The sequence below is a fragment of the Streptantibioticus cattleyicolor NRRL 8057 = DSM 46488 genome, from assembly GCF_000240165.1.
In the GTDB taxonomy this organism is placed as follows: Bacteria; Actinomycetota; Actinomycetes; order Streptomycetales; family Streptomycetaceae; genus Streptantibioticus; species Streptantibioticus cattleyicolor.
Map to the genome: position 1 here is coordinate 1,500,445 of NC_017586.1, position 14,096 is coordinate 1,514,540.

The window sequence follows — 14,096 nt, forward strand, 5'->3', positions numbered from 1 at the left end:
CACCGGGCTCAGAAGCGGGAGAGGGAACCCGCCTCATAGCGCAACTGATAGGCCCGCACCCCGCCGCCATTCATGCGGTAGATCGTGATCACAGACAGGAACTGCTCCTTCACCTCAAGCGTGCGCAGCCGCTCCTTGCTGTCGTTGTCGCTGATCCACTCCTCCACATGCTCCGGCAGTTTGAAGGCCAGCTCGTAGGCGTCTTCCTCACCCAACGGCGACAGTGTCCACTCCGCCGAACCGCCGCTGCCCCGGCGCCGAATGCGCACCGCGTGATCAGGCCGGACATCCGCGTAGGCCGTGAACGCCAGGTGATTGCTTACCGCCAACGGCAAAATGAACGGTGCCGAGGGAAAGCCCAGCAGCAGCTCGGCCTCATTGTTCTGCCGCAGCGCGGCAACGAAGCCTTCGATCGCCGCCACAGCCGCTGTCCGGAACCTGCCTGCGTCAGGAGCCACCGTCGGCAGCAGCGTCGGCGACGCCGTCCAGGTCCCCAATTTCTTGCGCAGCTCCGTACGCATCCACGTCACCGGGAACGCTTCGGAGGCATCGAGATGCTTCTGCTCCTGTTCCAACGTCCACGCTGTGGTACCGATCGCCCCGAGCAGCCAGGCGAACGAGGCACCTGACATGTCCACCAACGAGATCTGGTGCGCCAATGCGTATTTCTGTGCATCCGCCGTGAACCCACTCGTCGAGAACAGGGCGTACGCGTACTGGTACCGCTGTTGCGGCCTTTTGCCAGCGTGCATCATGAAGTTCTCGTTCACGTCGTGCAGCACGCCATGGGCGTTGCGCACGATCTCCAGCCCACAGGGTTGCTGGTAGAACTTCGCCTCCAGAAACAGCCGCACCGGCATCGAGAACGCCGGCGTGAACGCGAACTCCCCCAACGCGTCGACCTGATGCAGCGCACCCCGGCCCCGCACTCGCAGCGTATACCCGTCGGTCACCAGCTCTTCAGGATCCTGGCTTCCATGCACCAGCAGGCGGTAACCGGACGAGCGAAGAAGCCAGGCGAGTGCCTCCTCCAACAGGTAGCCGCGCAGCGCGGACCCTTTGACCACTGGCTATTCCTTCCCCTGCTCGGCGGTGACCGCCCGATCATCCCACCGGACGACCGCCCCCCTTCGCCCATCTTCATCTCGGCAGCAAACTGGCCTCGTGTGCCACCTGGCCACGCGGGAGGTCAGTCGACGTCTTGAGTTCCACGACCGTAGCGAGGTCCACCATCATGGACAGAGTGCCACGCAGTTCCTCCGGGGCGATGGCGAATACCTTGCGGTAGCGGTGGAGCAGCGTGGGGGTCACCGTCCAGGGCGCGTTCGGCGGCGACTCGGTCCAGTGCGCTGCGCCTCTGTTCGACGTTCACATAGTTGTGGCGGGCGAATTCGGTCGGCCAGTGGCTGATGTCGTAGTTGATGATCGCTTCGAGGAGACGCGCGGCGCCCTGGCCGCCTAACGGCCGTCATGTAAGCACCTGACGTGCAAAAACGCCTGGGAACTGTCCGGTTTCCGGAGCCGCGTGCGCAGGTTCGAATCCTGCCACGGTTCGAACCTGCGCAGCACTCGCTCGGCAACCCGTCCGACGAGGCGTGTCGCGCCCCGCCACCCGCTCCCCCATTTCACAACCGTTGCACGATCACGCGGGGGCTCCCGGGCAACCGCAGTAGAAGCAGGAACCCTCTCTCTGCCAAACCGGCCCTGACCCGAGTAAATCCCCAAGTCAGAGCCATAAGCGGCAGACGAGTCGAGCTGTACGCCGGGTTCTGTGCCCGGGGGCCTCGCGGCCCGCCGGGCGGCGGCCATCCATCTAGGACCGACGTTGCCGCCGGCCTCGTGCGGTCTACCCGCGGACTCGGGCGGGCAGCCCTCGGTCGTCCGCGCAGGAGCCGCCGGGGCGGCTCCCTTTTGACCTTGCTCCGGGTGGGGTTTACCGAGCCGTCCGGGTCACCCCGGACGCTGGTGGTCTCTTACACCACCGTTTCACCCTTACCAGGTGCCTTGCGGCCCTGGCGGTTTGCTTTCTGTGGCACTGTCCCGCGGGTCACCCCGGGTGGGCGTTACCCACCACCCTGCCCTGTGGAGCCCGGACGTTCCTCGGCGGGGTCGATGACCCCGACGCGACCGCCCGCTCGGCTCGTCTGCCGTGTCGCCATCGTAGTCGATGAACGGAACGCGCAACGCCGGGCCGGTCGCACATGTGTTCACTCATCCGGGTGAAACACTCTGGTTACGGAATGTCCTCATTGCCGCTGTACGTTCACCGTACGTACGCGATGCCGCAGGGGCATCGCATCGAACGACGAGGGGGAACCTTGTACAGCTTCCGGCCCGCGCTTCCCGACTGGCTGACGCATCCGGTGCGTGGCCTGCGCGGGGTGGCCGGGCCGGTGCCGTGGGGTGCGGTGCTGCGCGGGGCGCTGGGGGTCGGCCCGGTGCTCGGCGCGGGGGTGGCCGCGGGGCGTCCGGCGATGGGGGTGATGGCCGGGCTGGGCGCGATGTTCGCGCACGTCAACGATGTTCCGGCGACCCGGAGCACCCGGGTGGTGCGGATCGGGCTGCCCGCGCTGGCGGGGGCGCTCGGGCTGCTGGCCGGGGCCTGGCTCGGCGGGCTCGGCATCGGGATGTGGATCGCCCTCGGCCTGGCCGTGGTGGGCCTGGTCTCGGGTGCGGTGAGCGCGATCGGCCCGGTCTGCTCGGCCGCCGGTGTGCAGCTGGTGGTGCTGGCGATCGTGGGGGCCGGGATGCCGCTGCCGATATCCCCGCCGGTGCGGGCCGCGCTGCTGCTGGCCGGTGCCGGCTGGGTGATCCTGTGGGCCACGTTGCTGCCCCGGCTGCTGCCCCGCCGTCGGCACGGCGCCGCGCTCCCCGACGACCGGTACGCCGTCGCCGCGGTCTACGACGCGCTCGCCGCGCTCCTCGCCGCCGTCGGCACGGAGCGGGGACGGACGACGGCCCGGCGGCGGCTGACCAAGGCGTACGACACCGCCTACGAGGCGTTGTACGTGCACCGCCTGCCGGGGCGGCGCCCGTCGGCCGGTGAACGCCTGCTGCGGGACCGGCTGGCGGTGGCGGGCGCGCTCAGCGAGGCGGCGCTCACCCTGCTGTGGGAGGGCACCCGGGTTCCGTCGCGGGTGGCCCGCACCCCGGCGCTGCTGGCCCGCTCGATACGCACCGGCCGGCCGCCCGGTCCGCTGGCGGCGCCGGCGCCGTCGACCCCGGGCGGGCTCGCCGCCCACCGCGCCGTTCTGCTGGCCGCGCGGGTCTTCGACGGCGAGCCGGCCCCGGCGGTCGGCGCGGTCGGGCCCGGATGGCGCGAACGGCTGCGGCGGCTGACCGGCTCGGCGGGACGGGAGTACGCGGCCCGGGTGGCGCTCTGCGTGGGCGTGGGCACCGTGCTGGCCCGGTGGCTCGCCGAACCGCACTGGTACTGGCTGCCCGCGACCGCCGCCTTCCTGGTCAAGCCGGATCTCGGTCCGTTGTTCTCGCGGGCGGTGTGCCGGGCGCTGGGCACGGCGGTGGGCGTCGCCGCGTTCGCCGGGCTGGACGCGGTGGCCGGCCCGCACGGGGCCTGGCCGGTCGGGGTGGCGGCGGTGTGCGCGGCGCTGATACCGGTGTCGGTACGCCACTTCGCCACGCAGACCGCGGTGCTCACGCCGTTGCTGCTGGCGCTGGTCCAGCTCGGCGGTGACCCCGGGGCGGGGTACGCGCGGCTGGTGGACACGTTGCTGGGGTGCGCGGTGGTGCTGGCGGCCGGGGCGCTGCCGGGGCTGGGCGGTCCGCGGGCGCAGGTGTCGGTGCGGCTGTCGCTGGCGGTGCGGGCCACCCGCGACCACCTCGACCGGGTGCTGGCGGCCGAGGCGCCCTACCCGGTACGGCTGCGGCTGCGGCGCGAGGCGTACCGGGCGCTGGCCGAGGCCCGCCGGGCGGTGGAGGTCGCCGGTGCGGAGCATCCGCCCTTCGGCCGCGACCTGGCGGCGTGGGCACCGGTGGTCACCGCGCTGGAGGAGATCGTGGACGCCGCCACGGCCTGCGGGGTCCGGCTCGACCTGGGCGCCGCCCAGCCGGATCCGGCGCTCGCCGACCGGCTGCGGGCCGGCCTGTCCGACCTCGCCGAAGCCGTGGCCGCCCGGCGTCCCCCGGCGCCCGTCCCCCTCCCCGCCGCCCCGGCCGTGGCCGGCTGCCCCACCCTCGCCGACGTGACCGCGGGCCTCCGCAAAGCCCGCCGCCTCGCCGCCGCCACCGCGCAAGCCGCCTGACGCCCCGCCCGCCCCCGTGCCCGTGCGCACCCCCGCCGGGAGGAGCACGTCACGGCCGTCGTGGGCCCGCTCGCGGACGCCCGGATCCGCAGCCTGTTCCCGCCAGGGGCGCGTCGCGGACGGCCCGGCCGGGCACTCTCGTGCCGGCCGAGTCGGCACACCAACCCCGGCCGCGCCGGCCCGGCAACCGGGGACGTGAACCCCCCGTGGGTCCGGACACCCCCGTCCAGCCGCGCACCCGGGCCCGGCTGCGCGCCGAACGCCAACGCCCTCCGTGGTGGAGCGCCGCCGCACGGCCACGCAGCCAAGCCCTCCGTTACCGGGCCGTCCCCGGTCCCGGGAACGGCACCCGTACGCTTGGGGCTCAGTCGTCGTTTCCTACGAGGCCGTCCGAGGGAGATCTGCCGTGCTCGTCCTGTTGCCGCCGTCCGAGGGGAAGGCCACCGGGGGGACCGGTGGGGTGCTGGATGTGGGCGGGTTGTCGGTGGAGGGGCTGCGGGGGGCGCGGGAGAGGGTGCTGGCGGAGCTGGTCGAGCTGTGCCGGGGGGACGAGGGCAAGGCGATGGAGGTGCTGGGGCTCGGCGCGAAGTTGCGGGGGGAGGTGGCCCGGAACGCGGAGTTGCGGTCGGCGCCGACGATGCCGGCGGGTGAGCTGTACACCGGGGTGCTGTACGACGCGTTGGGGCTGGCGACGCTGGACGCGGCGGCACGGCGGCGGGCGGAGGAGGCGTTGCTGGTCTTCTCCGGGTTGTGGGGCGCGTTGCGGGTGACCGACATGGTGCCGGCCTACCGCTGTTCGATGGGGGTCAAGCTGCCCGGCCTCGGCGCGCTCGGCGCGTACTGGCGGGGGCCGATGGCCGAGGTGATGCCGGAGGTGGCCGGGGACAGGCTCGTGCTCGACCTGAGGTCGGCGGCGTACGCGGCGGCGTGGAAGCCCACCGGGGAGGTGGCGCGGCGCACGGTCACGGTGCGGGTGCTCCAGGTGCGCGTGGTGGACGGTGTGGAGAAGCGCTCGGTGGTGAGCCACTTCAACAAGGCGACCAAGGGCCGTCTGGTGCGGGCCCTGCTGACCGAGGGCGCCGATCCGCGCGACGCGGGCCAACTCGCCGACACCTGGCGGGACTTGGGCTTCACGGTGGAGGCGCCGGCGGCGGGCGGGCTGGACGTCCTGGTCACCGAGGTGTGACGCGCGGGCGGCTCACTCCGGCTCGGCGGCGAACCCCTCGATCGCCCGCTCCAGCCAGGCGAGTTCGGCGGAGCACATGGTGCGCAGGTAGTCGTACTCGATGAGGTTGACCGGTTCGAGGTGGCCTTCGGGGAGGGCGGCGATGGCGGCGGCGACCTCGGCGTCCTCGCGTTCGAGGCGTTCGGCCAGGGTACGGGCGCGTTCCCGCAGGGCGGCCAGGACGGTCTCGCGGGGCAGGACGCCGAGGAAGGCGAGGGCGGCGGGGAAGGAGGGGTATTCCTCCACGGGTTCGGTGAGCAGTTCCAGCAGCCAGCGCCGGGCGGTCTCGGCGCCCTCCTCGGTGGTGCGGTAGAGCGTCTTGTCGGGGCGCTTCTCCTGCTGGGCGGTGCCGACCTGGGTGATCAGTCCGGCGCGTTCCAGCCGTTCGACGGTCTGGTAGACGGAGTTGCGCTGGGTGACGTTGACCACGCGGTCCTTGTCCCAGTCGTGGATGCGCCGGCGCAGTCCGTAGGGGTGCAGCGGCTCGATGCCCAGGAGCAGCAGCACGGCCATGGCCAGCGGTGATCTGCGTGGGGCTGCGGAGGCGGGGCCGGCCATCGGTGGACTCCTCGGACGGGACGGGCGGAACGTGCGGAACGGGCGGGTGCGAACGCGTACGGACGCGTGTCGCGGGTGCCGTACGCGGAGGTGGTACGCCGCGTACGGCACCGGCGCCGATGGTATGCGCCGCGCACCGATCCCCCGCGCCCCACCCGCCCCGCTCACCCCTCGCGTCCCGCGCCCCGGCTGTCCGCCATGCGCTCGGTGAACTTGCGCTTCAGCGCCGGGAAGCGGTTGACCGCGCGGAGCATGGTGCGCTGGCCGACCAGGGCGAGGGCGCCGACGACGGGCTTGTGGACGATGGCGTCGCCGGTCATCCGCTCGCGGGAGGCGAGGACGGCGGGGTAGGCGTAGTCGCGCATCCGTTCCTCGTAGTCGCCGACGGCGTCGAGCAGGGTGCGGCGGCCGGCGTGGTGGTCGGCGAGGTTGCGGCCGAGGAGTACGGCGTCGCGCAGCGCGGTGTTGGCGCCGACGCCCATGCCCGGGGTCATGGTGTGGATGGCGTCGCCGAGCAGAGTGACGTTGCCGGGTTTCCAGGGGGCCACCGGTTCGGAGGTGCGGATGACGAGCGGGAAGGCCGAGGAGGAGTCGGAGAGCGTCATCAGGGTGCGCAGGTCGGGGTGCCAGTGCGGGGTGAGCCGCAGCGCGAGGTCGACGACGTCCTGGCCGCGCAGCCGTCGTACGTCCGGCGGGAACTTGTCGGTGGCCGCCCAGATGCCCCAGTTGATGTAGTCGCGGGTGTTGTCGTAGAGCAGGCCGGGCCAGCGGGCGATGAGTTCGGCGTCGTTGCCTCCGATGCCGTTCTTCACGACGCCGTCGCGATCCCAGTTGAACTCCATGGTGTGCAGGATGCCGTTGAAGCCCCTGGGCGCCACGATCAGTCCGACGCCCTCGGCGACGTGCGCGGGGACGAGGGAGCGGGTGCGCGCGGTGAGCGGGGCCTTGGCGGTCAGGCCGACGATGCCGCAGTCGGTCACCCGGGCGTGCGGCAGGTACTGGGCGCGGACGCGGGAGTTGGCGCCGTCGGCGGCGACCAGCAGGTCGGCGTTGGCGTGGGTGCCGTCGGCGAAGTGGGCGGTGACGGTGGCGTCGTCGTGGCGCTCGTAGTGGGTGAACTCCTTGTCGAAGTGGACGACGTCCTCGAGTCCGGTGAGGAGCACCTGACGTAGCGTCATGCGGCTGACGGAGTGTTCGGCCTCGCCCGGGTCGGCGCCGGGGTCGAAGGGGATGTCGAGGAGGGTGCCGAGTTTCTCGGTGACCATCGTCATCCGGCGGGGCGCGCGGGCGCAGGTGGCCGCGAAGGTGGCGAACAGGTCGGGCGGCAGGCTCGCCTTGAGGGCCCGGCTGCCGTCCGGGTCGATGCCGACGCGGTAGCCGTGGAGGCCGTCCGCGCGGGTGCGGTCGCATTCGTAGACGTCCACGGCGATGCCGGAGCGCTTGAGGTGGTGCGCGAGGCACAGGCCGCCGAAGCCGGCGCCGACGACGGCGACGCGCAGCGGCCGGGTGGAGGAGGGGCTGGGCATGGTGACGGATCCCTTCCGAGGGACGCGATATAGCCATAACTTCTCTAGTCATATTATGGCTATCGCGTTGACCGTCAAGCCCCGCGGCGTTCGCAGGTCAGAGAGGGGTGTTGCAGTATGTGCAATGATCGTTGCGCAACGTGGCGGACGGGGTCAGGATGACGCCATGACGTCCGTGTTGGATCTCGCCCGCGTGCTCCCCGTCGTCGTGCTGGAGGACGTGGCGGACGCCGTGCCGCTGGCCCGGGCGCTGGTGGCGGGCGGGCTGCCGGCGATCGAGGTGACGCTGCGGACCCCGGCCGCGACGGCGGCGATCGAGCGGATCGCGGCGGCGGTGCCGGAGGCGGTGGTGGGCGCCGGGACCGTGCTGTCGCCCCGGCAGGCACGGGCAGCGGCGGACGCGGGGGCCCGGTTCCTGGTGAGCCCGGGGTGGACGCCCCGGCTGCTGGACGCCATGGCCGCCACCGGGCTGCCGTTCCTCCCCGGCGCCTCGACCGCCTCGGAGGTGATGGCGCTGCTGGAACGAGGGGTGGGCGAGGTGAAGTTCTTCCCCGCCGAGGCCGCGGGCGGCGCCGCCTATCTGGCCTCGCTCGCCGGCCCGCTGCCCGGTGCGCGGTTCTGCCCGACCGGCGGGATCGACGCCGGACGAGCCCGCGCCTACCTGGCGCTGCCCAACGTGGGCTGCGTGGGCGGCTCTTGGATGCTGCCGCGGTCGGCGGTGGGCGCCAAGGACTGGCCGGCGGTGGAACGACTGGCCCGGGCGGCGGCGGAGCTGACCCCCGCCGCCGCTCCCGGGCCCTCGGCCCCCGGCGTCAACCCCGCAGGTGCGCCGTGTCGTTGAGCAGCCGCACCGAGGCGTTGCCGTCCGCGTAGTACGCCACCGCCGACAGGGAGCCCGCCGACAGGTCCATGCGGAACAGCGATTCCGGCGGCGCCCCGAGCGCGAGCCGGACCAGGGTCTTGACCGGGGTGACATGGCTGACCAGCAGCACCGTCATCCCCGGGTAGCGGGCGAGCAGCCGGTCGCGGGCGGCGGCCACCCGGCGGGAGACGGTGGTGAAGCTCTCGCCACCGCCGGTGGGGGCGGCCTTGGCGGAGTTGAGCCAGGCGTCGAGGTCGGCCGGGTGGCGTTCCCGTACCTCGGCGAAGGTCAGCCCCTCCCAGGCCCCGAAGTCGGTCTCGCGCAGCCCGTCCTCGACCACCACCTCCAGCCCGAGGCGGCCGGCCACGATGGCGGCGGTCTCCCGGCAGCGCGCCAGCGGGGAGGTGACGACGGCCTGGACGCTGCCCCGGGCGGCCAGCGCCTCGGCGGCGCGCTCGGCCTGCCACCGGCCCTTGTCGGTGAGCTCGGGGTCTCCCCCGCCGCTGCCGGAGAACCGCTTCTGCGGGGTGAGCGGGGTCTCGCCGTGCCGCAGCAGGACGAATGTGGTGGAGGTGCCCAGATCGGGCGCGGCGGTGCGGGCGGCCGGCGGGGCCACCGGTTCGCGCGCCGTCTCCTCGGCCGCGGTCACCGCGTCGACGGGACGAGTGGCCCCGCGCAGCGCGGCCCGGGCCGCGGCGAGACCGGCCGCGGCGTCCCCGGGGGCGGTGGCCGGGGCGATCCGGGCGACCCCGGTCTCCTCGCGCACCACGGTGCCGGAGTCCTTGGGCTGCCACTGCCTGCCCTGCTTGCCGGCGTCCATCGCCTCGTTGGCCAGCCGGTCGGCGTGCTTGTTGCGGGCGCGCGGCACCCACTGGTACGTGACCCGCTCCGGCGCGAACGCGGTACGGGCCTCGGCGGCCAGCGGGCGCATCCCCGGGTGCTTGATCTTCCAGCGCCCCGACATCTGCTCGACGACGAGCTTGGAGTCCATCCGCACCTCGACCCGCGCCTCGGGGTCGAGTTCGTGAGCGGCCCGCAGTCCGGCGATCAGGCCGCGGTACTCGGCGACGTTGTTGGTGGCGGTGCCCAGGTACTCGGCGGCCTCCACCAGCGTCTCGCCGGTCTCCGCGTCGAAGACCACGGCACCGTAGCCCGCGGGTCCCGGGTTGCCCCGGGACCCGCCGTCGGCCTCGACGACGAACTTGCGCATCACAGACCGGAGTCCGGGGTGCGCACCAGGATGCGCCGGCAGTTCTCGCAGCGGACGACGGCGTCGGCGGGGGCCGAGCGGACGTCGTTCAGCTCGGTGATGTTGAGTTCCAGCCGGCAGCCCTCGCAGCGCTTCTGGTAGAGCTTGGCCGCGCCGACGCCGCCGGACTGGGCGCGCAGCTTGTCGTAGAGGGCCAGCAGGTCGGCCGGGACGGCGGAGGCGACCACCTCGCGCTCCTTGGCGGCGGTGGCCGCCTCGGTGTCGATCCCCTCCAGCGCGGCGGCCCGGCGTGCCTCGGCCTCGGCGACCTTGGCCCGCACCGATGCCAGCCGCTCGGCGAGTTCGGCGGCGCGCTCGGCGGCCTTCTCGCGGCGTTCCATCACCTCCAGGACGACGTCCTCCAGGTCGCCCTGGCGCTTGGCGAGCGAGGCGATCTCGCGCTGGAGGTTCTCCAGGTCACGCGGGGAGGAGACGGCGCCGGAGTCGAGCCGCTGCTGGTCGCGGGCGGCGCGCTGGCGCACCTGGTCCACGTCCTGCTCGGCCTTGGTCTGCTCGCGGGCGGTGTCGCTCTCCTCGGTCCTGGCGGCCACCAGCAGGTCGTTGACCTGCTTGGCGTCGGCGCTCAGACGCTCGATCTCGGCGTGCTCGGGCAGGTTGTTGCGCTTGTGTTCCAGCTGCCCCAGGCGCAGGTCGAGGGCCTGGACCTCGAGGAGTCGGATCTGGTCGGCGGGCGCGGCGTTCAGCTTGGGGCTCCTGATGGGGTATGGGGGTCGATCGGGGAAGGGGCGTGGAGCGTCCACGGGTCGGTGACCCGACGCGACACATGGGTCCGCAGGGCCCAGCCGTGCCGGTCGGAGATCTCGTCGAGCTGTCCGGCCGCCTGTTCGCACCACGGCCACTCGGTGGCCCAGTGGGCCGCGTCCAGCAGGGCCGGGCCGCCGTGCTGGCAGGCCTCGGAGGCGGGGTGGTGGCGCAGGTCGGCGGTGAGGTAGGCGTCCACCCCGGCCCGCCTGACCTCGTCGAAGAGGCTGTCGCCGGAGCCGCCGCAGACCGCGACGGTACGGATGGTGCGCTCCGGGTCGCCGGCCACCCGCAGCCCGGTCGCGGTGGCCGGCAGCCCGGCCGCGGCCTGCGCGGCGAACTCGGCGAGGGTCAGCGGGGCCGGCAGCTCGCCGATCCGCCCGAGGCCGCGGCGGCCCGCCGGGTCGGTGGCGTCCGGCACGAGCGGACCGGTGATGCGCAGGCCCACGGCGGCGGCGAGGGCGTCGGAGACCCCGGGGTCGGCGCGGTCGGCGTTGGTGTGCGCCACGTGCAGCGCGATGTCGTGCTTGATCAGGTCGTGCACGACCCGGCCCTTGAACCCGGTGGCCGCCACGGTGGTGGTGCCGCGCAAGTAGAGCGGGTGGTGGGTGACCAGCAGGTCGGCGCCGATCCGCACGGCCTCCTCGGCGGTCTCCCGGACCGGGTCCACCGCGAAGAGCACCCGGCTCACCTCGGCGTCCGGGTCGCCGCAGACCAGGCCCACGGCGTCCCACTGCTCGGCCCGCTCGGCGGGCCACAGGGTTTCGAGCGCGGCGATGACGTCGGACAGTTTGGGCACGTGTGGAAGGTTACCCCCCGCATGCGTACACCCCCCAGGCCGATGTCCCCGCCCGCCGCGGCCCCGCCCGCCGAGCGTTCCCGGCCGTGGCGGTGGCGGCCTCGGGGTGGGCGGGGGTGCGTCGGTGGTGACGGCCTCGCGCGGGTGCGGGTGCGGGCGGGGGTACGTCGGTGGTGACGGCTGGGCCTCGCCCGCGCCGAGGGCTGTCCACTCGTCACGGCGACAAGGGACCCCCCGACCCGATACGCACACACCGACGCCCGAACGGCGGGAAATGGGGTGGGGGCCACACGAACGGGTGAATGCGCTCAACTCGGCTTGTTCGGCTGGAAGTGCGAAAAGCTAGCGTCTGGTGGCGGAGGTGAGGTCACCATGACGGCCTGTGTCCTGGCGGACGGCACGGGGGTGCGGGCGCCGGTGGTGGGGCGGCGCGGGTTCACGGTGGCGGCGGGGGGCGGGTACGCGGCGTGCCTGGCCGACGCCGGGGAGGGCTGCTGGTACCCGGAGCGCTGGACGATGGACGGACCGGAGCCGTACGCCGTGGCGTTGCCGGGGAACCAGCCGGAGGAGCCGGATGCGCAGGTGGTGCCGATGGCGGACGGGCGGGTGCTGATCCGCCGCCGGGTGGCCGCGCGCCATGATCTCGCGCTGCTCTATCCGGCCGGGCCGGGTACGGGCGAGCTACCGCTGGGTTCGCTGCCCGGGCCGGACGGCGTGCTGCTGCCGCCGCCGCCCGGCCCGGGCGTCTGGGCGCTCACCGGTACCGCGGAGGCCACCACGGTGTGGCTGGTGGACCCGGACGACGAGGGCGGCCCGCGGGCCCGCGCCCGGGTGCCGGGCCGGTGCACCGGCGGGGTCTGGCTGGACCGGGCCGGACGGCTGCTGGCCCTGGACCGGGAGGCGGACGGCCGCACCAAGACGGTGGTGGTGGACCTGGCCACCGCGGAGGTCACCCCGCTGCTCCAGATCACCGAGGACAGCGACGACCGGCTGCTGCTCGCCGACCCCGACAGCGGTCTGCTGCTGGTGCGCAGCGACGCCCCCGGGAGCGAGCGGATCGGCTGGGGGGTGCTGGGCAGCCGGCAGCCGGTGCGGTTCCCCGAGGCGCTGCGCGGTTCCCCGGAGGAGGACCGGATCACCCCGCTCGCGGCGCAGCCCGGTCGGTCGCTGACCCCCGGGGAGTGCGCCGTGGTGCTGGCGGTCGGCGACAGCGCGGTGCTGTGGCGGCCGGACGCCCGTGCCACGTTGCCGTTGCCGACGCCGCCCGGCTGGCTGCCGGGTGGTGTCCGGTGGTCCTCGCCGGACCGGCTGCGGCTGCCGTACTCCGCGCCGGAACAACCGTGCGGTGTGCGGGAGTTGGGCCCGCAGGAGCTGGCCTTCCCGGTGGCGCCGGAACCGGGGCCGGAACCGGGGCGGTCCGGCCGCCGGGTGATGCCGCTCCAGCAGGCCCCGCTGGCCGCCGTGGGGCGCGGCCCCTCCTGGCCGGTGGATCTTGTCCGCCGTTAGACTTCGCCAAGGGCTACGCAGCCGGGCAGCCCGGCCACGACGGTGAGCCAAGGGCGGCTGGTGTAGACGCACCGTCCGGTGCGGTCCGCCCCGACTGGCCAACCCCACAAGCGATCCCGACGGAGAGACTCCTGATGTCCGAAGCCCGTACCGACACCGCCGACGACCGCGCCCACCAGCCGGCCGCCCTGGGCGCCGGGGGCGGAAAGCACCGCGGTTCTGCCTCTTCCGCCGACCAGACCGACATCCCCGCGCACGGCAAGCACCGGCGCCCGGAGGACAACGGCTGAGCCGGCACGTCACCAGGCACGTCGTCCACGGCGGCCGGTGCGGGGGAACGCCCCGCACCGGCCGCCGTGTCGTGGTAGCCGGCGCGGGCACCTGACCACGGAGTCAGCCGCCCTGGCCGCGGCGGAGCCCGAGCACCTCGGTGGCCGCGAACGTCTCGCCCGGCTCGCGGGCCGCGAAGAACGGGGTGAGGGTGTCGTCGAGTTCGGCGTAGGAGAAGGCGTCCTTGGCGGTGTCCCACCGGGCGGCGACCCGGGGGCGGTCCAGCAGGGCGACCATGCCGCCGTGCACCACGAAGACCTGGCCGGTGATCCGGGCGGCGGCCGGGGAGGCGAGGTAGCCGACGAGCGGCGCGACGTGCTCGGGGGCGAGCGGGTCGAGCCCGGCGGCCGGTGCCTGGAAGGCGGCGAAGACGTCCTCGGTCATCCGGGTGCGGGCGCGCGGGCATATCGCGTTGGCGGTCACCCCGTACTTGGCGAGGGCGGCGGCCGTGGAGGTGGTCAGCCCCACGATGCCGCCCTTGGCCGCGGCGTAGTTGGGCTGGCCCGCGGAGCCGGCCAGGAACGCCTCCGAGGAGGTGTTGACGATCCGCGCGCCGACCGGTTCACCGGTGGACTTGGCCCGTTCCCGCCAGTGCGCGGCGGCGAACCGGATGGTGTTGAAGTGGCCCTTGAGGTGGACCCGGAGCACCGAGTCCCATTCCTCCTCCTCCATCGTGAAGACCATCCGGTCGCGCAGGATGCCGGCGTTGTTGACGAGGATGTCCAGCGAGCCGAACCGGTCGAGGGCCAGCCGCACCAGCGCCCGGGCCTGTTCGAAGTCGGCCACGTCACCGTGGTGGGCCACCGCGGTGCCGCCGGCCGCGGTGATCTCGGCGACGGTCTCCTGGGCCGGGGTGGCCGAGGCGGCCCCGGTGCCGTCGCGGCCCGGCTGTCCGAAGTCGTTGACCACGACGTTGGCGCCGAGCCGGGCGAGTTCGAGCGCTTCGGCCCGGCCGAGGCCGCGCCCGGCCCCGGTGACGATCGCGGTCCTTCCGTGCAGCACCATGGCGGCCCCTCG

General features: G+C 73.8%; 12 protein-coding genes and 1 other RNA gene. 5 read left to right on the forward strand and 8 right to left on the reverse strand.

Features of this window, described 5'->3' with window-relative positions:
• Positions 1-8 precede the first annotated feature (8 nt).
• Positions 9-1,067 (reverse strand): PDDEXK family nuclease, encoded by a 1,059-nt coding sequence (locus tag SCATT_RS06390; RefSeq protein WP_014142138.1) that lies wholly within the window; start codon positions 1,065-1,067, stop codon positions 9-11.
• Between the two features lie 675 nt (positions 1,068-1,742).
• Positions 1,743-2,143: RNase P RNA component class A (gene rnpB, locus SCATT_RS35725), an RNA gene on the reverse strand.
• Between the two features lie 175 nt (positions 2,144-2,318).
• Here rnpB and SCATT_RS06395 point away from each other — a divergent pair.
• Together SCATT_RS06395 and yaaA are read left to right on the forward strand one after the other, a co-directional pair.
• On the forward strand, positions 2,319-4,262 hold the full coding sequence (locus SCATT_RS06395) for an FUSC family protein (RefSeq protein WP_014142140.1): 1,944 nt from the start codon (positions 2,319-2,321) through the stop codon (positions 4,260-4,262).
• Between the two features lie 406 nt (positions 4,263-4,668).
• Complete coding sequence (yaaA, locus tag SCATT_RS06400; protein WP_014142141.1) at positions 4,669-5,448, forward strand: peroxide stress protein YaaA; 780 nt, start codon at positions 4,669-4,671, stop codon at positions 5,446-5,448.
• A gap of 12 nt (positions 5,449-5,460) precedes the next feature.
• Here the strand turns inward: yaaA and SCATT_RS06405 are convergent, their stop codons facing one another.
• On the reverse strand, positions 5,461-6,045 hold the full coding sequence (locus tag SCATT_RS06405) for a PadR family transcriptional regulator (protein ID WP_014627592.1): 585 nt from the start codon (positions 6,043-6,045) through the stop codon (positions 5,461-5,463).
• Between the two features lie 164 nt (positions 6,046-6,209).
• On the reverse strand, positions 6,210-7,571 hold the full coding sequence (locus tag SCATT_RS06410) for an FAD-dependent oxidoreductase (protein ID WP_014142143.1): 1,362 nt from the start codon (positions 7,569-7,571) through the stop codon (positions 6,210-6,212).
• Between the two features lie 166 nt (positions 7,572-7,737).
• Here SCATT_RS06410 and eda point away from each other — a divergent pair, with 166 nt between their 5' ends.
• Positions 7,738-8,412 (forward strand): bifunctional 4-hydroxy-2-oxoglutarate aldolase/2-dehydro-3-deoxy-phosphogluconate aldolase, encoded by a 675-nt coding sequence (eda, locus tag SCATT_RS06415; RefSeq protein WP_014142144.1) that lies wholly within the window; start codon positions 7,738-7,740, stop codon positions 8,410-8,412.
• Here eda and SCATT_RS06420 read toward each other — a convergent pair.
• Genes SCATT_RS06420 through SCATT_RS06430 form a run of 3 tightly spaced genes read right to left on the reverse strand, consistent with a single transcriptional unit; the run spans position 8,384 to position 11,243 of the window.
• The gene (locus SCATT_RS06420; RefSeq protein ID WP_014142145.1) at positions 8,384-9,643 is read right to left on the reverse strand and encodes a bifunctional RNase H/acid phosphatase; all 1,260 of its coding nucleotides are present in this window, start codon (positions 9,641-9,643) and stop codon (positions 8,384-8,386) included. The genes eda and SCATT_RS06420 overlap by 29 nt on opposite strands.
• Entirely contained in the window at positions 9,643-10,386 is a 744-nt protein-coding gene (locus SCATT_RS06425; protein ID WP_193789282.1) for a zinc ribbon domain-containing protein, read from the reverse strand. The genes SCATT_RS06420 and SCATT_RS06425 overlap by 1 nt, the downstream gene beginning before the upstream one ends.
• The gene (locus SCATT_RS06430; protein ID WP_014142147.1) at positions 10,383-11,243 is read right to left on the reverse strand and encodes a Nif3-like dinuclear metal center hexameric protein; all 861 of its coding nucleotides are present in this window, start codon (positions 11,241-11,243) and stop codon (positions 10,383-10,385) included. The genes SCATT_RS06425 and SCATT_RS06430 overlap by 4 nt, the downstream gene beginning before the upstream one ends.
• 372 nt (positions 11,244-11,615) lie before the next feature.
• Between SCATT_RS06430 and SCATT_RS06435 the strand changes: the two genes are divergently transcribed.
• Together SCATT_RS06435 and SCATT_RS38475 are read left to right on the forward strand one after the other, a co-directional pair.
• Entirely contained in the window at positions 11,616-12,749 is a 1,134-nt protein-coding gene (locus SCATT_RS06435; protein ID WP_014142148.1) for a hypothetical protein, read from the forward strand.
• Positions 12,750-12,883: 134 nt separating this feature from the next.
• On the forward strand, positions 12,884-13,039 hold the full coding sequence (locus SCATT_RS38475) for a hypothetical protein (protein WP_014627595.1): 156 nt from the start codon (positions 12,884-12,886) through the stop codon (positions 13,037-13,039).
• Positions 13,040-13,142: 103 nt separating this feature from the next.
• Here the strand turns inward: SCATT_RS38475 and SCATT_RS06440 are convergent, their stop codons facing one another.
• On the reverse strand, positions 13,143-14,084 hold the full coding sequence (locus SCATT_RS06440) for a 3-oxoacyl-ACP reductase (RefSeq protein WP_014142149.1): 942 nt from the start codon (positions 14,082-14,084) through the stop codon (positions 13,143-13,145).
• Positions 14,085-14,096 lie beyond the last annotated feature (12 nt).